Origin of the sequence: Pseudomonas sp. UBA7500, from assembly GCF_002478435.1 — a bacterium.
Classification (GTDB): Bacteria; Pseudomonadota; Gammaproteobacteria; order Pseudomonadales; family Pseudomonadaceae; genus Aquipseudomonas; species Aquipseudomonas palmensis.
This window is the reverse complement of sequence record NZ_DLNW01000018.1, coordinates 50,249-72,841: the sequence shown is the minus strand read 5'-3', so window position 1 is coordinate 72,841 and position 22,593 is coordinate 50,249. Positions and strand designations below refer to the sequence as shown.

Genomic DNA, 22,593 nt, shown 5'->3' with positions numbered 1-22,593 from the left:
GGCAGCGGACAATGCAGGGGCACGCCCCCGCGGATGAATAGTGTTGTTATGAGCGATTGTTCTGCGCCATCACGAACTGGCGGCACCGCTCGCTGTGCGGGTCGAGCATCACCTGTTGCGGTGGGCCCTGCTCTTCGATCTGGCCCTGGTGCAGGTACACGACCTGGGTGGAGACATCCCGCGCGAACGCCATCTCGTGGGTCACCAGGATCATCGTGCGGCCCTCCTGCGCGATGTCGCGGATCACCTTCAACACGTCGCCCACCAGCTCCGGGTCCAGCGCCGAGGTAGGTTCGTCGAACAGCATCACCTTGGGCCGTACCGCCAGTGCCCGCGCGATGGCGACCCGTTGCTGCTGGCCACCGGACAGAAACGAGGGATAGTCATGGCGCTTGTGGGCCAGCCCGACCTTCTCCAGCAACTGCTCGGCATGCGCGATCGCGTCCTGGCGCTTCTCACCCAGTACATGCACCGGGGCCTCGATCACGTTCTCCAGCACGGTGCGATGCGGCCACAGGTTGAAGTTCTGGAACACCATGCTCAGGGTCGCACGCAGCCGCTCGACCTGGCGCAGGTCGGCGATCTCGCGCACCCCGCCACGCCCCTGCCTGAACCTGACTTCCTCGTCGTTCACGCGCAGGCTGCCGGCGTTGGGAATCTCCAGCAGGTTGATGCAGCGCAGCAAGGTGCTCTTGCCCGAGCCGCTGGAACCGATCAGGGACACCACGTCCCCCTCATGGGCACGCAGGGAGATCCCTTTGAGGACGTGATGGTCGCCGTAGCTCTTGTGCAGGTCATCGATGGCGACGACGGGGGTCGACTGCATGCTTGGCAGCCCTTTTTCGTGGATCATGCTTCGATGTCCCATTGTTGTTGATCAACCCGACCGGACAGCCCCGTCAGGCAGGCAGAAAGTCCGAGGCGTTCAGTTCGATGACATGCGGCTCGCCGCTCTCCAGGCCTTGCAGCAGATCGCGCAACCCGTCCAGGCTGCCGGCGGTGTGGTACTGCACATGACAGGAGCGTGCGAAGGCCGCGAAGTCCGGCGTGAGGATGTCCACGCCCAGGGGCGCAATGTCGCGCGCCGTCATGTAGTCGCGAATTTCGCCGTAGCACTGGTTGTTCCACACCACCAGGATGACCCCGATGCCGTGCTCGCGCGCCGCGATCAGTTCGGCGCTCGAAAACTGCAAACCACCATCGCCCACCAGCGCCACCACGGCACGTTCAGGCAGGGCAACCTTGGCACCGATGGCCGCCGGCAGGCCGTAGCCCAGCGTTCCGTACCCGGTACCGGCGTTGAACCAGGTGCACGGGGCCGGTGCGCGGTAGCCCAGCGCGCCCTGGTACACCGGCTGCGTCGAATCGCCAACCAGGATCGGCGCCGGCAGGCTGTCGCGCAGCGTATCCAGCAGCGCCTGCATGGCCTGCTGCCTGCCGGTCCAGCTGCCACGCTCGGCGGCATTGACCCGCGGCACGTTCAACGCGGCCCAGTCACTGTCTGCGGCCGCCCCGGGCAGCGCTGCGATCAGGGCCTGCAGCCCCAACCGTGCGTCGCCAAGCAGCCCGACGGCTGCGCGTTGCACGCCCAGGATCTGCATCGGGTCGATGTCCAGGCGAATCACCGGCACCTGCAGGGCCAGTGGCCCGAGGCCGAAGAAGTCGTAGTCGGTTTCGCCCAGCTCGGTGCCCACCGCCAGCACCACATCCGCCTGGGCAAAGAGTGCACGGCCATGGGCGGACGATTGCACGCCATCGAGCAGCAGCGGGTGCGCAGGCGGCAGGATGCCGCGTGCATTGGTGGTCAGCGCAACGGGGGCCTGGAGACGCTCGGCCAGTGCCCGCAGTGCATCACTGGCACCGCGCGCGCCGCCGCCGGCGAGAATCAGCGGCCGCCGTGCCGCGCCCAGCAAGGCGGCGGCCTGCTGTACGGCCGCCTCGGCAGGCGCGCTGGCCAGCGGCAATGCGCGAGGGCTCAGGTCCAGGCCATCGGCCGGCATTTCCAGCACATCCAGCGGGATCTCGATATGAACCGGGCGCGGCCGGGCGCAACCGAACAGCGCGAAGGCACGGGCAATCACCTCCGGCAGTTCCTGCGGGCGCTGCAGGGTATGGCTGAAGGCACACACGCCGGCCACCATGGCGCGCTGGTCAGGCAGTTCGTGCAGGTAACCGTGCCCCAGCCGCTGGTGCTCGCGACGGCTGGTGGTGGAAATCACCAGCATCGGCACCGAGTCGGCGTAGGCCTGGCCCATGGCGGTCAGAATGTTGGTCATGCCGGGGCCTGTGATGATGAAGCACACCCCCGGCTTGCCACTGGCTCGGGCATAGCCGTCCGCCATGAACCCTGCGCCCTGCTCGTGGCGAGGGCTGACATGGCGAAGCCGGCTACCGTGCAATCCGCGATACAACTCAACAGTGTGCACGCCCGGAATACCGAACACGGTGTCCACACCATAACCTTCAAGCAGTTTGACGAGCGCCTGAGCACAACTAGTCATTGGGTCTTCTCCTGTTATTTTTACCAGACCGCCGAGGCATTTTTCAGTAGATGCTGGGCAACCACAATCGAATTAAATTTGGCTGATTGTTGATATCTGCTCACCACTCCTGCCACCTCCGCACAGGCCAGAAGGCCACTACCACCCACATTGCTGAACCTGCCGGAGGCCGTCGCCAATTCCGCTTCACCCATGATGTGAATAAAGCTTGTCATTTGTGTGGACAACGCACGCCTGGAAGCCGGCCTCGAGCCCCTCGGGGGCCAGGGTGCCGCGCTTGCCGATGCACACGAGCCGGGTGTGGGGCGTTTCATCGCCCCAGGCGCGGTCGGGCAGGATCTCGCAGCGGCTGCCGACCAGGTGCATGATGAACCGCTTGCCCGGCACTTCGGCGATGTGCAGCGTGCCCTTGGCCCGATAGATCGACGCCGGCAGTTGCGCCAGCGTCGCGCGCAGCGTGTCGAGCGCCATCGGTCTGTCGCTGGCGAAACTCCAGGACTCGAACACGCTGGCGTGATCTGCCGCGTGCCCGCCCATGCTCGGCGCTGAGGCCGCCTTGGCCGGCGTGAAGGACGCCAGCGGGTTGCCGCGCCCCACGCCCAGCACCAGCTCCAGCGGTACATCGCCATACTGGCATTCGAGCATTCGCGCCCGGGGGTACAGCCAGCGGCTCTTGAGCGCCTCGATCTGGCTGCGTTCGACCCGGTCCACCTTGTTCAGCACGATGATGTCCGCCACGTCCAGCTGGTCCATGGCCAACTGCGCCATCTCGCCCTCGAGCTGCCCGAACTGCTCGGTGTCCACCACCGTGATGATGCTGTCGATCGACAGCGCATCGCGAAACTGCGGGTACTTCAGCGTGCGGGCGATCTTGCCCGGGCTCGACACCCCGCTCGCCTCGATCAGAATGTACTCCGGGCGGTTCTGCCGGTCGCCGAGCAGGCGCCCCAGTTGCTCGATCAGGTCGCTTTCAACCGTGCAGCAGATGCACCCGTTGGCCAGGCTGAGGGTGGTCTGGGTCTGGCTGACGATCAGCTCGCTGTCGATGTTGATCGCGCCAAAGTCATTGACCATCACCGCCATGCGCAAGCCGTGATCGCTGCCCAGGATCTTGTTGAGCAGGGTGGTCTTGCCGGAGCCGAGAAACCCCGACACCAGCGTCACCGGAATGGGAGACTGCTTGTTCATCAAAACGGCCCGCCTCAGAAGTTGGGGAGTTCACGGCGCCAGGTGGCCGCGTGGGTGCCGGCATCGAACTCGCCGTTGCGGTCCCAGGTGATTTCACCTTCGAGCACGGTGATCTGCACCTGGGTGTTGTGAATGTTGCCCTTGGGCTCCACCTCGAACAGGTTGCGATCGAGCACGATCAGGTCGGCGGACTTGCCCGTCTCGATGGAGCCGGCCTTGTCCTCGATACCCATGCACCACGCCCCGTTGATGGTCATCACGCGCATGGCCTGCTCCAGGCTGATGGGCGAGCCGTAGAAACTGCCCTGCTCCTCGCCGAACGGGTTCTGCCGGGTGACCATGGCCTCGAAGCCGACCCAGGGGTTGATGCTGGACACCGGCCAGTCGGTGCCCATCACCGCAACGCCGCCATGCTCGAACACGCCCTTGAAGTTGTAGGCGCGCTGCATGCGGTCCTCGCCGAACACGGCGCGGGCGTTGGCGAACGATGAAGGGAACCAGCCCACCGGGGAGAACTCGGCGGTGACGTTGAGCGCGGCAAAACGCGGCAGGTTGGCATCCAGCAAGGTGGTGCTGTGCGCGCACTGGTGGCGCACGCCGTCGGGCCCGTTCTTGGCCCGCGCCATGGCCACGGCATCGAGGAACAGGTCGGAGGCGCCGTCACCGGTGCAATGGGCGATGACCCGGATACCCCGGCGGTCCATGTCCACCACCATGTCGGTGATGTGCTCGGGGGTCAGGTTGAGGTGGCCGCGCCAGCGCTCCTCCCCCGGCCATGCGCTGGACAGGTACGACGAGCGCGATTCGTGGGTGCCGTCGAAGTGGAACTTGACCGCATTGGCGTTGAGCCGTGCGCTGCGATAGAAGTGACGCTCACCCGCCAGCAGCTCCCAGCGCCGCTTGACCGGGAAGATGTCGTCCTGCCAGCTGATCGCGGCCTCCACGCGCACCGACAGCTCGCCCGCCTGGTCGATGGCCTTGAGCGCATTGAGACGGTGCTCGCACACGTGCACATACTTGGTGCCCACCACCCCATGACCGCTCTGGAACCACACCCCTTCGCGGTAGGCACGCTTCAGGGCGTGTTGCGGCGTGGGCGGCATGGCGGCGTGCATCAGTGCATAGGCGCCGTCCACCAGGATGCCGGTCGGCTCGCCGGTGACGCTGTCGCGCTCGATGTAGCCGTGGCGCGGGTCGATGGTGTCGGCGTCGATCCCGGCGATCTCGAGCGCCCTGGAGTTGACCATCATGCAGCCCCAGGAGCGATCCAGGATCGCCACCGGGCGGTCCGGCAGCACGCTGTCCAGCCATTGGCGCGACGGCACCAGCCCGGCCTGCTTGAAGGTGTAGCGCACGAAGTACTGCCCATACACCCAGCCGTCGCCCGGGTGCTCGGCCGCATAGTCGAGAATGGCCTGGCGCACCTGCTCCGGGGTCGGATCGCTGACGCCGACTTCGAGGTAGCCGGAGTACCCGGGCGCAAGCTTGAGGTCCGGGTGGGTGTGCATGTCGTAGATACCCGGCATCACGAAACGGCCGTCCAGGTCCACCACCTGGGTGCGCGGGCCGACGAACGCCTTCGCCTCGTCGTTGCTGCCCACCGCGACGAAGCTGCCATTGCGAATGGCCACGGCTTCGGCCCAGGGGGCAGACTCATCGACCGTATAGATGCGGCCATTCAGAAACACCAGGTCGGCGGCGCCTTGGGGGCCGGGCACATGGCTGGAGCGGTAATCGGTCATCGCACTCATCGCAGGGAACACCTTTGCATGGCACCGCCGCGCGGCACCAGTCCAAGAAAACCAGGTTGGGTAAAAGGCGCCGCAGGCGCCGTCGCCGGTCGGCTATTCGTCGTCCCGGGCCGGAATCCACCACTCCTCGCCACGGGCGGTGCGGATGTATTCGGGCCAGCGGAAGTCATGCGGGACCTTGAAGTCCCGGGGCAGCAGCGGCGCCTGCCAGCGTGTGCCGCCAATGCCGCCGCCGGTACGCTCGGTGAATTCCTGGCGGGCGGCGGCCAGCAGCTCGGGCCGCGTGAGCAGGTCGACCAGGGTGGCACCGATGGTCTTGGCCGCCACCTGGATCATCGGGTCGATGGTCTGGCGGATGCCGCCCAGGGCATTGGGCACCCAGTCCGGGTAGGTGTAGCCAGGCGGTGCCGAGAGCATCGGGCGGGCCACCAGCAGGCGCACGGTCGGGCAATGCCAGGTGTATTCGGGGTAGTCGTCCGAGGTCAGGTGCTTTTGCCAGGCGGGCATCTGCTGGCGCAGCAGGCGCTCGCACTCCTGTGGGTCGATCAGGGTTTCGGTTTCGGGCAGAAACGGCCGGGCCATGGGTTCGAGCCCCAGGTTGCCCTGGATCTGCTGCGCGATGGCGATGGCCTCGTCGTCCCAGGTGGGGGCACCGATGGCCTGCAGGTTGTCGTAGGTGGCCTGCGCCAGCACATGGTTGGGCAGCCCGCCACGGGACTTGCACACCCAAGTCTTGTTCCACTGGCAGCCGGTGGCCAGGGCGGCGGCGGCAGCGTTGTTGTCCATCACCTGGGAGATAGCCTCGGCCTGCTCGAGCGAGTCGCAGCGCGACAGGTACTGGATCTGCGCGATGTGCGGCGGCAGGTTGTCGGCTGTGGCCTGGCCGGCGGTGAGGATCGCCTCGTTGTAGCTCCACAGCCCGGTGAACGGCAACGTGGAGCGGCGCATGCTCTCGTTCAGGGTATAGAAGTGCACCAGCGCGTCGTTGGCCCCAGGCGCCCTGGCGGCCAGGTGGTTCTGCGGGATCGGGCTGTACTTGTCCGCTGCGATCCAGTCCTGGGGCGAATCGCAGGTGAAGGTATAGATGTAGGCGTAGGCGATGCCGCAGTGCGTATCCCAGGTAGTGGTGTTGTTCAGCGGCAGCATGTACGTGGGGTGGAAGCTGATGGCCGCGTCCAGGTCATCGTAATAGCCCTTGGCCGCGTGCACCGGCTTGGAGGCGCGCAGCTTTTCCGCCGGCTCGCCGAAGAATTTCAGCGTGCCCGCGATGCCATGTTCGAGCATGGCGGCCTTGGCGGCCAGCAGGCCCCCCAGGGCACTGATGCCCAGCGCCGAATGAGGGTCGGTATGCCCCGGGGCGAAACGCGACAGCCCTTCGCGCGGCTGGCGCCGGGTGGTCGCCGCCTGGTTGTTGCCCGGCACCGCGTCGTACTCCGCGTAGGTCGCCAGCACAGGGCCGTCGCCGTTGCGAAACGTGGCGCAGAAAGCGGTAGGCATGCCGCCGCTGCCCTCCTCCACCTCGAACCCTTGCCTGCGCAGCAGCTCGACGTACCAGGCGCAGGACTTGTACTCACGAAAGGCTGGCTCGGCATAGTGCCAGATCACCTGGTGCCAGTCGGACAGGGTCGTTTGCTGTTGGTCCACCCAGTTCTGGGCAAAGGCCTTGGGCTCGATCATGCAGGGCATTCCTTATTGGTATGTGACCCCGCTGAGCGGCTCGGACCCGCAGGGCCTGCCTAGTATTGTTGAACCAGAAAATACGACAATCGATTTATTTCGCCATTAATGTTTATATTTGCTCAACAATAAGTCAGTGGAGCGCCCCATGCGTCTACCCTCGATGCCCGCGTTACGTGCCCTGGAAGCGGTTGCCCGGTTGGGCAGCGTGACTGCCGCGGCGCTTGAGCTCAACCTCACCCGCAGCGCCATCAGCCATCAGATCACGGGCATGGAGGACACCCTCGGCTTTGCCCTGACCGAGCGCCAGGGCCGGGGTATCTCGCTGACGTTTCGCGGCGAACGCTACGCCCGGGAGATCCAGCGCCTGCTGGCCAACCTGGAGGATGCAGGCCGGCGGGTCGATGACCAGGAGGTGTATGGCAAGTTGACCATCAGTTGCAGCTCGGGGTTTTCCACCTACTGGCTGTGCCATCACATCGGCGGCTTCGTGAAGGAATACCCCCAGGTCCAGTTGCACATGGTCACACCGACCACGGCGGATGACGTGAGCAACCACAACGCCGACCTGTTCATCTCCTACGGTATCGGCGACTGGCCTGGCATGCAGGTGGAGCAGATAGCGGCGCTGAACTACTTTCCGGTCTGCAGCCCGCGGCTGATCAACGCCCTGGGCGGGCTCAAGACCCCGCAGGACTTGGCCGCGTTCCCATTGCTGCACATGAGCGACTACAGCGACTGGCGGGTGTGGCAGGCGGCGGCGAACACCCCGGAGCTGAACGTGGCCACCGGCATCCTGTTTTCCGATGCACATTGCGCACAGGCGGCGTGCATCGCGGCCCAGGGCGTTGCCATGGGCGACAACCTGTTGTGTGGCGACTCCATGGCCAAGGGGCTGCTGGTGCGCCCCTTCGATATCGTCATCCACTCGCACCGCGGCTACTACCTGGTCACCGACCTGCAGAAGTGCGAACGGCCCGCCGTGCGGGCCTTTACCAACTGGATCAAGAACCAGCTGCAGGCTTCGAGGCAGTCCTGGACGGCGCTCTAGGCCGTTGGCTCCGGCCTGCTGGCGCCGCCAGCCGCCGCCCTAGAAAATCCGCTCGCTCCTGGCGTAATGGGTCACCACTTCGATCAGCGCCTGGTGCGCAATCGCGTGATCGCACGTCGCCAGGGCCGCCTGCAGGCTGTTCATGTACTCGAGCAGCTGGCGCTGGTTGCGCAGGGCGAAGTCGTGCTCCAGCCCCTGATCCTCGTAGATGAGCACGTAGCTGCGGCAAAAGCCCGCGACCAGAAAGGCCGCGCCGGCCTGGAACGGCTGGTCACGGATGATGGCCTCACAGTCGGCGTTGGCCTGCTTGAACGAGTCGGTGCCCGGCAGCGCGGCGGCGAAGCGTTGCACCATTTCATGAAAATTCATCGTTGTTCGTACCTCTTGTTGCGCCACTAGGCAGGCGTGGCGCGGTTGAAGGAAAGTCGTTGCCCACGGACTGCACTGTTCACCGTGACGCCGTCCCACACCCGTTCGCCATTGACGAACGTGGCGACGATGCTCGATGAGAACTCGGTACCGGCAAACGGCGTCCAGCCGCACTTGGACAGCACCTGGTCATTGCTCACCCGGTGCGGGCGCTGCGGGTCGACGAGCACCAGGTCGGCGGCGTAGCCCTCGCGCAGGTAGCCCCGGCCACTGACCTGGAACAGCTGCGCCGGTGCGTGGCTGACCACCTCGACCAGACGCTCCAGGCTCAGCTCCCCGCAGAAGACGCGCTCCAGGGCGGCCTGCAGCGCGTACTGCACCAGCGGAATGCCTGACGGCGCCTTGGCGTAAGTGCTGCGCTTTTCTTCGAGCAGGTGCGGGGCATGGTCGGTCGCCAGCACGTCGAGCCGACCTTCGGCCAGCGCCTTGACGATGGCGTCGCGGTCACTGGCCGACTTGATCGCCGGGTTGCACTTGATCAGAAAGCCCAGCCGCTCGTAGTCGTGATCGGTGAAGTGCAGAAAGTGCACGCAGGTTTCGGCGGTGATGCGCTTGCCGCTGAGGGGGCCGGGCTCGAACAGCTGCAGCTCTTCTGCCGTGGAGATGTGCAGCACATGCAGGCGCGTGCCGTGCTTGCACGCCAGCTCGATGGCCAGCCGAGTGGACCTGATGCACGCCTGGCGCGAACGGATCAGCGGGTGCTCGCGGGCCGGAATATCCTCGCCAAAGCGCGCCCTGGCCTTTTCTAGCTCGGCATTGATCATGGGCGTGTCTTCGCAATGGGTGATGATCGGCACTGGCGAAACCCGAAAGATCTCGTTCAATACCTCGGGGTCATCCACCAGCATGTTGCCGGTCGAGGCCCCCATGAACACCTTCAGCCCTGGCGTGCTGGCCGGGTCGATGGCGCGAATGGCGGCCAGGTTGTCGTTGCTTGCCCCCATGTAGAAGGCGTAGTTGACCACGCTCGATGCGGCGGCGATGGCGTACTTGGCTTCCAGGCTGGCCCGATCGAGCGCGGGCGGGTTGGTGTTGGGCATCTCCATGAAACTGGTGATGCCGCCCGCTGCACAGGCCCGCGACTCGCTGGCGATGTCCGCCTTGTGGGTCAGGCCGGGCTCCCTGAAGTGCACCTGATCGTCGATCATCCCCGGCAGCAGCCACAGGCCGTGCGCCTCGATCACGCCCTCCCCGGCAAGCGGCTGCAGGGCCTGCCCGATACAGTCGATGCGGCCCTCGCGCAGCCGCACATCGGCCGCCCAGGTGCGGCCTTCGTTGACCAGGGTCGCGTTGCGGATCAGCCAGGCATTGCGGGGTACGCTCATGGTGTCAGCTCCAGTGTCGTGTGGTAGAGCACCTCGGTGGCCACCAGAAAGTCGTCCAGGGCCATGGCCTCGTGAGGGTTGTGCGAGCCGTGCTGGTTGCGGATGAACAGCATGGCGCTGGGGATGCCGACGTTGGCGAAAACCGCAGCGTCATGGCCGGCCCCGCTGGGGGTGAGCACGCCCTGCCAGCCTTGTTGGCGGGCCTGGCGCACCAGCGCCTCGACCCAGGGGGCGTGCATGGCCGCCGGGGCCGTGTCGATACGCAGGTCGAACTCGAAGCGAACCTGGCGGGCCTGCTCGATGGCCTTTGCCTCGTGCAGCGCAACCGCGTGAAAGGCCTCGAGCGTGGCCATGTCGAGGCTGCGCATCTCGAGGCTGAAGCTGACCTCACCGGGAATACGCGAGACGGCATGGTGCGCCGCGTTGGTCCCCAGTGTGCCGACGGTAACCACCAGGTCTCGCCCGACCGCGAGGTACTCGCGCCAGCATTGGTCGATGCGGGCCACCAGCTCGCTCACGGCAAACACGGCGTCGTGGCGGTCCTCCCGAGCCACGGCGCCCGAATGGCCATCTTCGCCCAGGCAGCGAACCTGGTTATGGCGCAGGTTGCCGCGGATGCCGGGCACGATCCCCACGGCCTGCCCCATGCGCTCCAGCGACTGCGCCTGCTCGATATGCACTTCCAGATAGCCGGCAAACTGGGTGCGATCGACCAGCCACTGCCGACGGCCAATCGCTGCCAGGTCGGCGCCCACGGCCTGCATGGCCTGGCCCAGGGTGCGCTGGCTGAAGCGGTTGGTCAGCTGCAGGTCGTGCTCGCTCAACCCGCCGACCAGCGCACGCGAACCTATGTACGACTTGCCGTACCAGGCGCTCTCCTCGCCACGCAACCCGATGACCCGCACCGGCTGCGCCGTGGCCACGCCCTCGCGGTCGAGCCGGCACAGGCACAGCAGGCCCGCCACAACGCCGGCCAGGCCGTCGTAGTTGCCGCCCTGGGGCACCGAGTCCAGGTGCGAGCCGTACCACAGTGCGGGCTGGCCATTGTCGCTCTTGCGCGTGAAGATCACGTTGCCCGCACGGTCGGTTGCCACCTCCAGCCCCTGGGTCAAGGCGAAGTCGCTCAGGCAGGCGATGGCGTCACTCTCGCCGGGGCCGTAGCTTTCGCGGGTGATCCCCTCCTGGGCATCGCGTGACAAGGCGGCGATGGTGTCGAACAGTCTGGCGGCCTGTTCAGGCCATTGCGCGATCATGGCAAGGCTCCAAACGGCTCGGCGGGCAAATCGTCGAGGGCGCCGATCAGGGTGCTGATCGAGGCAACGCCCTTGCGCCGGCAGTAGGCCTCCAGTTCAGACACCATGGTGTTCATGGTTTTCGGGTGCAGGAAGGTGGCCGTACCCACTTGCACCGCCGAGGCGCCGGCATAGATGAACTCCAGCGCATCGTCGGCCGTGGCAATGCCACCGCAGCCAATCACCGGAATTTCCAGCGCCTGGGCGCATTGATAGGTCAGGCGCACCATCAGCGGGCGGATGGCGGCGCCGGATATGCCGCCCATGAAGTTGCCCAGCCGCGCGCGGCCTCGCTCGATGTCCACCGACAACCCGAGCAGCGTGTTGCCCACCACGACGGCATCGGCACCGGCCTCCTGCGCAGCCAGGGCAACCGGCACCACCTCGCCGGCATTGGGGGTCAGCTTGACCCACAGCGGCAACGAGGTGACCTGGCGCATCAACTCCACCACGTCGCGGGTACTTTCAGCCTGCATGCCGAACGACTGGCCATGCGCTTCCAGGTTGGGGCACGAGATATTGGCCTCGATGCCGGCCACACCAGGCACATCGCTCAGCCGCGCCGCCAGGTCGGCAAAGCCCTGGGCCGTGGGCGCCGAAATGCTCACGATCAACGGCGCGTCGTAGTCGCGGTAGAACGGCACCACCTTGTCGATGAACAGCTGCGCGCCTTTGCTGGGAATGCCGATGGCATTCATCATCCCGTCGTTCAGCTCGCAGACCCGCGGCATCGGGTTGCCGCTGCGCTTTTCGGTGGTGATGGTCTTGGTCACCAGTGCACCCAGCTGGTTGAAGTCCAGCAGGTGGGCAAGCTCTTCGGCAAAGGTGCCCGATGCCGGCATCACCGGGTTCTTCAGGCGCAACCCGCCGACCTGTACGCTCAGATTGATCATCACACCACCTCCGCCAGGTCGAATACAGGGCCTTCGAGGCATACCCGCTTGCCCACCCTGAGCCCGTTCACCTCGAACACCTCAACGCAGCATTGGCACATGCCCAGGCCGCACACCATCTGTTGCTCCAGCGCTACCTGGCCCACCAGGCCGAGCTCGGCGCTCAGCTTCTTCAGCAACTGGGTCAGCCGCCTGGAGCCACACGTGAACAGCGCATCGGTGCCTTCACGGGCGATGATCTGGCGCAGCAGCGGTTCGAGCCGTTCGGGCGAGCTGCTGCCATCCTCATCCAGCACCACCCGCACGTCGGCCCCCAGCGAGGCGAAGCGCTCGCGCGAAAGCAGGCTCTTCTCGCTGCGGGCACTCAGCACTGCGGTCAGGCGGATGCCCAGCCGATGCGCCGCTTCGGCCAGCGGCGCCAGGGTGGCCAGCCCCACGCCCCGGGCCACGATGATCATGTGCTGCCACCCCGGCTGCAGGTCGAAGCCCTTGCCCAGCGGGCCAAGAATCTCCACGGTCTGCGCCTGGCCAAGCGTCTCCAGGCCATAGGTGCCCTTGCCGGTCACCTTGTACAGAAACTCCACCTGGCCCGTGGCCGGGTCGGCCTTGTAAGTGCTCATGGGGCGACGGAAGTACGGCTTGTGCTCGCCTTCACTCGGGCACAGCAGGTTGAAGAACTGCCCCGGAAGCGACTGGCTGGCGGCGCCGTCGGCCTGTAGCACCAGGCGCTTGTATTCATCGTTGACCCATTGGTTGGAAATCACGACCGCCAAGGTGTCGTCTGGGGGAGTCAGGGCACTCGCCTGGCAGCAGCCGGAAATCACGTTCATTGAGGTGGCCTCGCATTTGTCTAAATTTTTATACAGCACGGTCAAAAGTAAATGCCGCCTCAGTGACGAAGCGGCAGATGAAGCGGTGTTTCAGCGATTGCTTAAGCTGACTGTACTGCAGCTCGGTGTTTCTGTCTAATTTTTGATACGAATAAGCCAGGGCGAATTCATAACCATCCCGCCGGGCTAGGCCGGCTGCGGCTTCGGCACGTCGTGGGCCTGGCAGGCGGGAAGCAGCAACACCGTCGCGAGCATCGCCACCCCATACAGCGAGGCAAGCAGCATGATGGCCGCCGAGAACGAATAGTGCAGCGCTACGGCGCCCACCACCAGCGGCCCGAAGCCACCGGCGGCCCTGCCCACGTTGAACAGCACGTTCTGCGCCGTGGCACGGATCTGCGCGGGGTACAGATCGGAGATCAATGCGCCGTAGCCACCGATCATGCCGTTGACGAAGATGCCCATGATCGCGCCGGCAAACAGCATGACCGTGGGGTTGTCGAGGTTGGCATAGGCGATGACCATGAACGCTGCGCCGGCCTGATACACCAGGAACATGCGCTTGCGTCCGAAACGGTCGGCCAGGTGCCCGAACAGCCAGATACCGAACGCCATGCCCAGCACCGTCACTGCGGTCCAGGTTCCGGAGGCCATCAGCGAGAAGCCGAACTTGTTCGACAGGTAGCTGGGCATCCAGATCATCAGCCCGTAGTAGCCGAAGTTCTGCACCGAGGTGAGCACCATCACCCCCAGGCTCGCCTTGCTGGTCGGCCGGTCCTTGAACAGGTCGGTGAAGCGCCGCGCGAAAGGCACCGGGTCGGCTGCGGCCTTCACGAATTCTGCCGGCTCGCTCATGGTATGGCGAACCACGAGCGAGACGAACGCCGGCAGCAACCCGACCAGGAACATGCCGCGCCAGCCGATGTAGGGCAGCAGCAATGGCGTGAGCAATGCAGCGGCGAGCACCCCGGCCTGCCACCCCATGCCCACATAGGAAGAAGCACGATTGCGCCGGTTGGCCGGCCAGGTTTCGGCGATCAGTGCCATGCCGATGCCGAACTCCCCGCCCAGGCCGAACCCGGCCAGGGTTCGATAGATCAGCAGGTCCCAGTAGCCCTGGGCGAATGCGCACAGCCCGGTGAATATCGAGAAGGTGAGGATGCACAGGGTCAGCATGCGTACCCGGCCATAGCGGTCGCTCAGTTGGCCGAAGATCAGCCCCCCGGCCACGGCGCCCAGCAACGTCCATGTCACCAGCGAGCCAGCCTCCGAGGAACTCAGACCGAGACCGATGGTGATCGCCGGCAGCATGAACCCGAGAATCAGCAGGTCGAAGCCGTCCATCGCATAGCCGGTCACGCTGGCTATCAGGGCCTTCTTGGGGTGACGCGTCCTTCTTCGGACGCTTTTCGGAAGAAGCCATCTTGGTTTACCTCTTGTTTTTGTATGGTTTTTTAGACAGCTGACGCCTGAACCTGCCCAGGATCGCCGCCGGTCCGCCCGTGCAAGGCTTCACAAAGCGTACTGCCAGCCTGCGCGATTGTCTAAATATTTAGATTGTGGGCTCGCAAAAAAAAACGCCGCGCTCAGAAATGCCACTCCAGGTTGATCGACAAGGCGTCCACGTCGATCCCGTCGCCACGGCGGTTGCCGAACTTGTTGCGCCAGTACTCGTATCCGGGCCCGATCCATACCGTGTTTCTTGCGCCGCCCAGCACAGCCCCTGCATCCAGCATCAGCGAGGTGCGCATCAGCTGTTCATCCGCCGTCGGGTTGCGCCGGTAGTCATCGCCCTTCTCGCCGCTGTAGCTGTAGAAGCCCTGGAATTTCATCGGCAGGCTGCCCAGCGCGAACGGTATGCCCCAGGTCAGGTTCAGCTGGTAGAACGGGTCGAACGCCATGCGCGAATGGTTGCCCGGCTGCCGGCAGCTGTCGAGCCCGCAGTGGTTCCATTCCCTGGCGTAGAACAGGCTGAGGTCGAGAAACCCTGCCGGCAGCGCGAACTTGAGGGTCGGGCCTATCAAAATCATGCGCTTTCGCGACTGGAACGCGTTGTTCTTGATGTTCCAGTCCAGGCCCAGGGTCAGCGCGACGTCCTTCACCGGCCCGAAGGCCAGCGGCCGATCGAACACCCGTGCATGCTGCAACTGATTGCGGTAGGTCAGGTAGACCTCGGTGGCGCCGCTGCTGCTGTCCTTGCGCGGGTCATCGCGGTCGGACTTGAACACATCCACGTTGGCGAACTGCTGGCCCAGGGCGTAGCTGCTCACATGGGCAAGCTGGACAATGTGCTTGGCTATGTCCTGGCGCTTGCCCGGGTCCGAGAAATGGCTGCTGTAGCGATAGCCGATAAAGGTATCGCTGAAGGCTGGCGGCGGGCCAGCCATCACCATCGGGGTCATGAAAAGCGCGAACGCGGGCGCGCCGATGCGAGTCTTCATCAGGGAAGCTCCTATCAGGTGGGGGTGGGGTTGTGGTATCAGGTGGCAGCGCAGGCGATGCCGCAGCAGGTGCAGGGTGGTGTGGACATGTGTCGGCCTTTTTTATATTTTTTGGACAAGCAACAGTTCATGTCTAAATATTGATACACTCGCGCCATGGCCTCGTCAAGCCGATCTGGTAGAACATGCCACCACGAAAAACGACAAGGATCCCCCAGTGAACCAGATTGATTACCAGGCAATCGGCGAGCGCCTCCGGGCCTTTCGCATCGGCCGCCAGCTCAACGCCGACCAGGTGGCCGACAAGCTCGGCATCTCGCGGGCTGCGGTGTACCGCCTGGAACTGGGCAAGATCGTCAAACTCGACACCCTGGAGCGCCTGGCCGACCTGCTGAAGGTGTCGCTGACCAGCCTGCTGGGTTCCGATACGGAGTACTTCGACAACGCCCTCGGCTACTTCGAGCGCATGCGCCAGCTGGAGGCCCGTTCCAGCAGCGTCATCTCCTACTTCGACCCGTTTTCCTACCTGCTGACCACGCCCGAATACTCGGCGCTGTTTCAGACCATGCTCCACGAGGCTCGACCGCAGGGCTTCAGCCCGGCACAGGAAGCGATGGAGAGCCAGATTCTGAGCATTCTGGACGAGCGCAAATCCACCTTCTTTCGCGAAAAATTCCAGGTCAGGTCGATTGTCAGCCTGCGTCAGATCGAGCGTTACCTGCACATCGGCCTGGTAGGCCGCCTGGACCTGCCCCCCAGCGTGCGAATGGAGCGCGCCCTGCTGGCACGCAAGGAAATCGAGAACCTGATCTCCATCGTCGAGACCAACAGCGATCACCCGGGTATCTACCTGATCGACGAGGCACTGCCCAGCGCCACCTTCCAGATCTTCGAGCAGAAGACCACCAGCTACGTGGCGGTGAGCCCTTACCGGCTAGGGGAGCTGCCCAACCTGCATGTGGGCATTGCCAGCGTCACCTCCTCTGCCCAGGCCGTGGACATGTACAAGAACATGTCCAGCGACCTGCTCAGCCGCGCCTGTTCCGGGCGCGAAGCCACGAAAAAACTGCAGCACCTGCTCGCCAAGCTGTGACTGGCGCTGGCACGCCAAGGCACGCAGGGCCCGGCAGGGCCGCTTTCAGCCCTTCCTTTGCGCCTCGGCCAGGCGCCGCTGGATTTCGCGGGTCTTTTCTTCCTGCTCCTTGATGGACGTCGGCGTGATCACCTTGTCCACTGCCTCGGTATCCGGGTCCGGTTGTTCCAGCACCGGGTCGGGGGATGGCGTGCCCTTCTGCGCCTGGTCCGACGAGAGTGGCCGCGGGACCTTGTCGCCCTGCTTGGTATCGGTGGGTTTCATCGGGTTCTCCTTCAAGTGCGGGGTGTTACTAAGCAGAACCCGTGAGGTAGGAAAAGTTTGAAGTGATTTGGCCGGCCGGCCTCAGATGAAGATGGTGCCGCGCAGGTAGAGCGCCGCGTGACCGCTGATGATGACCCGGTCGTTGTCCAGGACTTCGCAGTGCAGTTGGCCCTTGCGCGCCCCGCCCTGCTCGGCACTCAGGCTGCGCTTGCCCAGGCGTTGGGACCAGTAGGTCGCCAGCGAAGTGTGGGCCGAGCCGGTGACAGGGTCTTCGTTGACCCCCACTCGCGGCCCGAACCAGCGCGAGACGAAGTCCATGTGACGACCCGGCGCGGTCACGGCAACCCCGCGCACCTCGAATGCGGCCAGGGCGGCAAAGTCGGGGGCGAGCCCGGCGACGATGCTTTCATCCTCGACCACTACCAGGTAATCGTCCGTGCGATACAGCGCCTCGGCCTGTTGCAGCCCCAGGGCCTGCAGCAGGCCAGGCGGCAGGGCTACGGCTTCAGGCTGCTTGGCCGGAAAGTCCATGGCCAGGCGACCGCCTTCGCGGCGCACTCGCAGTTCACCGCTGCGGGTGGAAAAACGCAGCGTGTCGCGGCATTCACCAAGCTGTTCGAACAGCACCCAGGCGGCTGCCAGCGTGGCGTGCCCGCACAGATCGACCTCAACTGCGGGGGTAAACCAGCGCAGCTCGAACACCTCACCGTTGCGTACCCAATAGGCCGTCTCGGACACATTGTTCTCTGCTGCGATCCGTTGCAGCGTTGCATCAGGCAGCCAGGCGTCCAGCGGGCACACAGCCGCCGGGTTGCCGCCGAACGTCTCGGAAGAAAAAGCGTCCACCTGGAAAATATCGAGTTGCATCGGGCACCCAAGTAATGTTCGTCGGGCCTAGAAAATATCAACTAGGCGTTGAATTATCAATTTATTGTTGAAATCCTGAAACGGGAACCCGCGTTGGGTCGATTGCGGCTTTCTCTCAACCAGCGCAGCAAACCACCACCGCCTCTTCACTCCCCACAAATCCCGCAAGCCCGCCGTTCGATGTCAGAATTGCCCCCATTCGATCGTTTTGGAGACCACCATGCTTCGTGCATTTGAACGAAGGCTCGACCCTTTCCCTCCTGACGAGGTGCCCCCGCCGCCCGTGGGCCTGGCACGCTTTCTGTGGGCGTGCACGCGGGGTGCGCGCGGCTACATCCTGGCGTTCGCACTGCTCAGCGCTGCGGTGTCCATCTATGAAGCCTGGCTGTTTTCGTTCCTGGGCCAGGTCGTGGACCTGCTCTCCACCTGGCAGGCCGGGGGCGATGCGGCAGCGCAGGAACGCCGCGTGCTGTGGGGCATCGGCATCGTGATGCTGTGCAGCGTCGGGCTGGTGGCCCTGCGCACCATGGTTCAGCACCAGATACTGGCAATCAACCTGCCCTTGCGCCTGCGCTGGGACTTCCACCGCCTGATGCTGCGCCAGAGCCTGTCGTTCTTTTCCGACGAATTCTCCGGGCGCGTCACCACCAAGGTCATGCAGACCGCACTGGCGGTGCGCGACCTGCTGTTCACCCTGATCGAGATCGCCCCCGGCATCGGGGTGTACTTCATCGCGATCATCGCGCTGGCCGGCGGCTTCGCGCTCAAGCTCATGCTGCCCTTCGTTGCCTGGGTGGTGCTGTTCGGCCTGGCCATGCTGTACTTCGTGCCGCGCCTGGGCAAGGTCGGGCAGGAGCAGGCCAACGCCCGCTCGATGATGACCGGGCGCATTTCCGACGCCTACACCAACATCACCACGGTGAAGCTGTTCTCCCACTCCAACCGCGAGGCGCACTTCGCCCGTGCGGCGATGGAAGACTTCAAGCAGACCGGCTTTCGCCAGATGCGCCTGGTCAGCCAGTTCGAGATCGTCAACCAGGCGCTGGTGGTGGCCCTGATCATGGCCGCCGGCGGCTATGCCCTGTGGCTGTGGCACCAGGGCGAGGTCGGCGCAGGTGCCGTGGCGGCGATCACCGCCATGGCGCTGCGCATCAATGGCATGTCGCACTGGATCATGTGGCAGATGACCTCGCTGTTCGAGAACATCGGCACCGTGCAGGACGGCATGGCCACCCTGACCCGCGGCCCCAAGGTCAAGGATGCCCCGGACGCCAAGGTGCTGCAGACCCGCGGCGGCGCGGTCACCTTCGACAAGGTGAGCTTCAACTACAACGGCGAGCGCCAGGTGCTCGACGGCCTGAGCCTGAGCATTCGCCCGGGTGAAAAGATCGGCCTGGTGGGGCGCTCCGGCGCGGGCAAGTCCACGCTCATCAACCTGCTGCTGCGCTTCTATGACGTCGACAGCGGCCAGATCCGCATCGACGGGCAGGACATCGCCCATGTGACCCAGGACAGCCTGCGCAGCGCCATCGGCATGGTCACCCAGGACACCTCGCTGCTGCACCGTTCCATTCGCGACAACATCGCCTATGGCCGGCCCGACGCCACCGACGAACAGGTCCGCAGCGCAGCCGCCAGTGCCCAGGCCGACGGTTTCATCAGCCAGTTGAGCGACCAGCAAGGCCATAGCGGCTACGACACCCTGGTGGGTGAGCGCGGCATCAAGCTGTCCGGGGGCCAGCGCCAGCGCGTCGCGATCGCCCGAGTAATGCTCAAGAACGCCCCGATCCTGCTGCTGGACGAAGCCACCAGCGCACTGGACTCCGAGGTCGAAGTGGCCATCCAGGAAAGCCTCGACGAGATGATGCAGGGCAAGACCGTGATCGCCATCGCCCACCGTCTGTCCACCATTGCGGCCATGGACCGGCTGGTGGTGATGGATGACGGGCGCATCATCGAGCAGGGTACCCACGCCGAGTTGCTTGCCAGAAATGGCACCTATGCGCAGCTGTGGCACCACCAGAGTGGCGGGTTCCTGGGTGAGGATCAGGGGGTAGCACAGGCCATGCACCAGGACTGAGCCGTACAAGCCTGCGATGGTCCGTGGTCAACGGCTATCGCAGCGTCGGCGCAGGCCGTTCATCCGCTGATCTGCACTTTGTTCACCTGGTCATGATCACAACACGATACTGACCACGCCCTCCACTTCACTCGGGAGCCACGAACATGGGGTATGTCACTACGCGGGACGGTGTCGAGATCTTCTACAAGGACTGGGGCCCACGCGATGCCCCGGTGATCGTCTTTCACCACGGATGGCCACTCAGTGCCGACGACTGGGATGCGCAGATGCTGTTCTTCCTTGATCACGGCTACCGGGTCGTCGCACACGACCGCCGCGGCCACGGGCGCTCCAGCCAGGTGTGGGACGGGCACGACATGGATCACTATGCGGACGACGTTGCGGCCGTGGTCGACCATCTTGGCGTGCAGGGTGCAGCCCACGTGGGGCACTCCACCGGCGGCGGCGAGGTGATCCGCTACATCGTTCGCCATGGCCAGGAGCGTGTGTCGAAGGCTGTCCTCATCAGTGCCGTGCCACCGCTGATGGTCCAGACCCCGAACAATCCGGACGGCTTGCCCAGGTCGGTATTCGATGACTTGCAGGCGCAGCTCAAGGCCAACCGCGCACAGTTCTACCATGACCTGCCGTCAGGCCCGTTCTATGGCTACAACCGCCCAGGCGCAAACGCCAGCGAGGGCACCATCCTGAACTGGTGGCGCCAGGGCTTGATGGGCTGCGCCAAGGCACACCTTGACGGGATCGTGGCCTTCTCCCAGACCGACTTCACCGACGACCTCAAGCGCATCACGATTCCCGTCCTGGTGATGCACGGGGACGATGACCAGATCGTGCCCTATGCAAACTCAGGGCCGCGGTCAGCGAAGCTGTTGCAGAACGGCACCCTGAAAACCTATGCGGGCTTGCCGCATGGCATGCCGACCACCGACGCCGACACGATCAACGCCGATCTGCTCGCGTTCCTGCGAAGCTAGATGACCGGGGCAGGCATCCACCTGCCCCTTCCCTGTCACCACGCCGGGCTGGCAACCCGATGCCGCCCCGGCTTCATCGCCGAGGGTCGACCATGAACACTCGACACACACCTTCAACAGCCTCGCAGGTACTGAGGCTGCAACCCGACGACTGGGTGCCCAACAACACCCGGCTGCCGGTGCTGATCTACCCCCACGCGATTGCGCTGCACGGCAGTGATCCGGCGGCGCAAATCGAACGCACTTTCGAGGCCAATGGCTGGCCGGCGCAATGGCGCGATGGCATCTACGCCTACCACCACTACCACACCGAGGGCCACGAAGCGCTCGGCGTGGTGTGTGGCCAGGCAAGGCTGATGCTGGGCGGCCCGCGGGGCCGCGAAGTACAGGTGAGTGCAGGCGATGTGCTGTTGCTGCCCGCCGGCACGGGCCACTGCAAACTCCATTGCAGCCCGGGCTTTCTGGTGGTGGGGGCCTACCCGCCCGGGCAGCACGCAGACATCCGACGCGAAGCGCCAACCCAGGCCCAGCTTGCGTGTATCGCCAACCTGCCCTTTCCCGATCACGGCCCGGTGCAGGACCCGCAAGGGGCCTACCAGCAGCATTGGCTCAACCAGCGTTGAAGGGCAGCGTCTGGCTCCAGCAGGCCCAGGCCCTTTGGCTGATGACTGGTAACGAGCTGACAACGCGGTATATTCGGTCGCCAACCAACCGCCCGTTTTCAAAGGCGTGCCTACAGCAACGAGGAATTCACGTTCAATGACAATCAAGTGCTCCGTATTCATCGCCGCGAGCATCGACGGCTTCATCGCGCGCCCCGACGGCGACATCGAGTGGCTGCACCGCCCCGACTATGAAACCGCTGAGCTCAACGGCGTGACCTACGAACAGTTCATCGCCGGCGTCGATGCCCTGGTGATGGGCCGCAAGACCCTGGACAAGGTGCTGTCCTTCCCCGAATGGCCGTATGCAGGCATCCCGGTCATCGTGCTGTCCAACCGGCCCGTGGACATGTCTGCGCACCCGCAGGCCAACGTCGAGGTGCTGGCAGGCGACGTGACCGACATCGTCGAGCAACTGGCAGCACGAGGGCTCAAGCACCTCTACATCGATGGCGGCCAGACCCTCCAGGCGTTTCTGCAGGCCGGGCTGATCAACGAATTGATCATCACGCGCATTCCGGTACTGCTTGGCCAGGGCATCGCGCTGTTCAGCCACGCAGGCAGCGAACGCCAGCTGCAGCATGTCGCCACCTGCGCGTCGGACAACGGTTTCGTGCAGAGCCACTACCGATTGCTCCCGAACCGCTAGAGACGCTACCCCAGCGCCTCGGCCGCGTTGTTTTAAATGATATTAATTCCTGTTATCTTCCTGCGCTCCCTGACCCCCAGCTCGCAGGTGTTTCGTGTCAAGCGCAGACCTCAAGGCGTTGTACCTTGCCCACCGTGAAGAAATTCAGGACTACCTGAATCGTCAGGTGCGCTGCAAGGACACCGCCGCAGACCTGACTCAGGAAACCTTCATCCGCCTGTCCGAACAGCTGGGGCGCACGCCCATCGACAACTTTCGCGCATACCTGTTTCTGTGCGCGCGCAACCTGTTCATCGACTACCTGCGTCGCGAGCGCCACCGCAAGGGCGAGGTGGTCGAGCCCACCGAGCTGCAGGCGCTGGAGCAGAAGACCCCGAGCCTGGAACGCACGGTGATCGCCCAGGACCAGCTGGCCACGCTCAACCGCGTGATGCAGCGCATGCCCGAGCCTTGCCGCGAGGTGTTTCTGCTAGCGCGCGGCGAAGGCCTGACCTACGTGGAGATCGGTGAACGCCTGGGCATTTCGCCCAAGACCGCCTACAGCCGCATGGTGCGGGCACTGGAATTGCTCAAGCTGGGCATGTCCGAGTGAGAGTGGACTATCATGCGCCCCTGTACACCTC

Annotated in this window: 21 protein-coding genes; 7 read left to right on the top strand and 14 right to left on the bottom strand. The window is 64.7% G+C overall.

What is annotated here, in order from left to right; translation table 11 throughout:
• Positions 1 to 46: 46 nt before the first annotated feature.
• From B4I46_RS08380 to B4I46_RS08360, 5 genes are all read right to left on the bottom strand, one after another.
• Positions 47 to 826 (bottom strand): ABC transporter ATP-binding protein, encoded by a 780-nt coding sequence (locus B4I46_RS08380; protein WP_043864096.1) that lies wholly within the window; start codon positions 824 to 826, stop codon positions 47 to 49.
• 73 nt (positions 827 to 899) lie between these two features.
• Positions 900 to 2,501, bottom strand: a complete 1,602-nt coding sequence (locus B4I46_RS08375; protein ID WP_286899596.1) for a 5-guanidino-2-oxopentanoate decarboxylase — start codon at positions 2,499 to 2,501, stop codon at positions 900 to 902.
• A gap of 186 nt (positions 2,502 to 2,687) precedes the next feature.
• A complete protein-coding gene (locus B4I46_RS08370; protein ID WP_286899594.1) occupies positions 2,688 to 3,689 on the bottom strand; it encodes a CobW family GTP-binding protein in 1,002 nt (333 codons plus the stop codon).
• A 14-nt stretch (positions 3,690 to 3,703) separates the two neighbouring features.
• Positions 3,704 to 5,440, bottom strand: a complete 1,737-nt coding sequence (locus B4I46_RS08365; protein ID WP_254999878.1) for an amidohydrolase — start codon at positions 5,438 to 5,440, stop codon at positions 3,704 to 3,706.
• Between the two features lie 93 nt (positions 5,441 to 5,533).
• Positions 5,534 to 7,117 carry an amidohydrolase gene (locus B4I46_RS08360; RefSeq protein WP_196933051.1) on the bottom strand — a complete coding sequence of 528 codons (1,584 nt, stop codon included), beginning with the start codon at positions 7,115 to 7,117 and terminating at the stop codon, positions 5,534 to 5,536.
• A 148-nt stretch (positions 7,118 to 7,265) separates the two neighbouring features.
• Between B4I46_RS08360 and B4I46_RS08355 the strand changes: the two genes are divergently transcribed.
• Complete coding sequence (locus B4I46_RS08355; protein WP_058540305.1) at positions 7,266 to 8,168, top strand: LysR substrate-binding domain-containing protein; 903 nt, start codon at positions 7,266 to 7,268, stop codon at positions 8,166 to 8,168.
• A gap of 39 nt (positions 8,169 to 8,207) precedes the next feature.
• Here B4I46_RS08355 and B4I46_RS08350 read toward each other — a convergent pair whose 3' ends face one another.
• From B4I46_RS08350 to B4I46_RS08320, 7 genes are all read right to left on the bottom strand, one after another.
• Positions 8,208 to 8,537 carry a hypothetical protein gene (locus B4I46_RS08350; RefSeq protein ID WP_054914373.1) on the bottom strand — a complete coding sequence of 110 codons (330 nt, stop codon included), beginning with the start codon at positions 8,535 to 8,537 and terminating at the stop codon, positions 8,208 to 8,210.
• A 26-nt stretch (positions 8,538 to 8,563) separates the two neighbouring features.
• Positions 8,564 to 9,922 (bottom strand): dihydroorotase, encoded by a 1,359-nt coding sequence (locus tag B4I46_RS08345; RefSeq protein ID WP_286899590.1) that lies wholly within the window; start codon positions 9,920 to 9,922, stop codon positions 8,564 to 8,566.
• A complete protein-coding gene (locus B4I46_RS08340; RefSeq protein ID WP_286899589.1) occupies positions 9,919 to 11,175 on the bottom strand; it encodes a Zn-dependent hydrolase in 1,257 nt (418 codons plus the stop codon). Before B4I46_RS08340 ends, B4I46_RS08345 begins: the two co-directional genes overlap by 4 nt.
• Positions 11,172 to 12,107, bottom strand: coding sequence for a dihydroorotate dehydrogenase (locus B4I46_RS08335; protein ID WP_043864015.1), 936 nt, complete (start codon positions 12,105 to 12,107; stop codon positions 11,172 to 11,174). Before B4I46_RS08335 ends, B4I46_RS08340 begins: the two co-directional genes overlap by 4 nt.
• Positions 12,107 to 12,937, bottom strand: a complete 831-nt coding sequence (locus tag B4I46_RS08330; protein ID WP_286899586.1) for a dihydroorotate dehydrogenase electron transfer subunit — start codon at positions 12,935 to 12,937, stop codon at positions 12,107 to 12,109. Before B4I46_RS08330 ends, B4I46_RS08335 begins: the two co-directional genes overlap by 1 nt.
• Before the next feature lie 186 nt (positions 12,938 to 13,123).
• Positions 13,124 to 14,296, bottom strand: coding sequence for an MFS transporter (locus B4I46_RS08325; protein WP_286899584.1), 1,173 nt, complete (start codon positions 14,294 to 14,296; stop codon positions 13,124 to 13,126).
• 227 nt (positions 14,297 to 14,523) lie between these two features.
• A complete protein-coding gene (locus tag B4I46_RS08320) occupies positions 14,524 to 15,378 on the bottom strand; it encodes a hypothetical protein (RefSeq protein WP_286899583.1) in 855 nt (284 codons plus the stop codon).
• Positions 15,379 to 15,595: 217 nt separating this feature from the next.
• Here B4I46_RS08320 and B4I46_RS08315 point away from each other — a divergent pair, with 217 nt between their 5' ends.
• On the top strand, positions 15,596 to 16,471 hold the full coding sequence (locus tag B4I46_RS08315; protein WP_052504313.1) for a helix-turn-helix domain-containing protein: 876 nt from the start codon (positions 15,596 to 15,598) through the stop codon (positions 16,469 to 16,471).
• Positions 16,472 to 16,516: 45 nt separating this feature from the next.
• On the opposite strand, the gene B4I46_RS08310 is transcribed toward B4I46_RS08315, so the two are convergent.
• Positions 16,517 to 16,735 carry a hypothetical protein gene (locus B4I46_RS08310; protein ID WP_043864019.1) on the bottom strand — a complete coding sequence of 73 codons (219 nt, stop codon included), beginning with the start codon at positions 16,733 to 16,735 and terminating at the stop codon, positions 16,517 to 16,519.
• An 81-nt stretch (positions 16,736 to 16,816) separates the two neighbouring features.
• Positions 16,817 to 17,602, bottom strand: coding sequence for a PhzF family phenazine biosynthesis protein (locus tag B4I46_RS08305; protein WP_286899580.1), 786 nt, complete (start codon positions 17,600 to 17,602; stop codon positions 16,817 to 16,819).
• 220 nt (positions 17,603 to 17,822) lie between these two features.
• Between B4I46_RS08305 and B4I46_RS08300 the strand changes: the two genes are divergently transcribed.
• The 5 genes from B4I46_RS08300 (at position 17,823) to B4I46_RS08280 (ending at position 22,562) form a co-directional block, all read left to right on the top strand.
• Positions 17,823 to 19,682, top strand: a complete 1,860-nt coding sequence (locus tag B4I46_RS08300) for an ABC transporter ATP-binding protein (RefSeq protein ID WP_054914368.1) — start codon at positions 17,823 to 17,825, stop codon at positions 19,680 to 19,682.
• 146 nt (positions 19,683 to 19,828) lie between these two features.
• The gene (locus tag B4I46_RS08295) at positions 19,829 to 20,659 is read left to right on the top strand and encodes an alpha/beta fold hydrolase (RefSeq protein WP_116053735.1); all 831 of its coding nucleotides are present in this window, start codon (positions 19,829 to 19,831) and stop codon (positions 20,657 to 20,659) included.
• Positions 20,660 to 20,751: 92 nt separating this feature from the next.
• Positions 20,752 to 21,282 (top strand): cupin, encoded by a 531-nt coding sequence (locus B4I46_RS08290; protein ID WP_286899577.1) that lies wholly within the window; start codon positions 20,752 to 20,754, stop codon positions 21,280 to 21,282.
• 136 nt (positions 21,283 to 21,418) lie between these two features.
• Positions 21,419 to 21,970, top strand: coding sequence for a dihydrofolate reductase family protein (locus B4I46_RS08285; protein ID WP_286899576.1), 552 nt, complete (start codon positions 21,419 to 21,421; stop codon positions 21,968 to 21,970).
• Between the two features lie 94 nt (positions 21,971 to 22,064).
• A complete protein-coding gene (locus B4I46_RS08280) occupies positions 22,065 to 22,562 on the top strand; it encodes an RNA polymerase sigma factor (RefSeq protein ID WP_043864025.1) in 498 nt (165 codons plus the stop codon).
• The last annotated feature ends 31 nt before the right edge of the window (positions 22,563 to 22,593 follow it).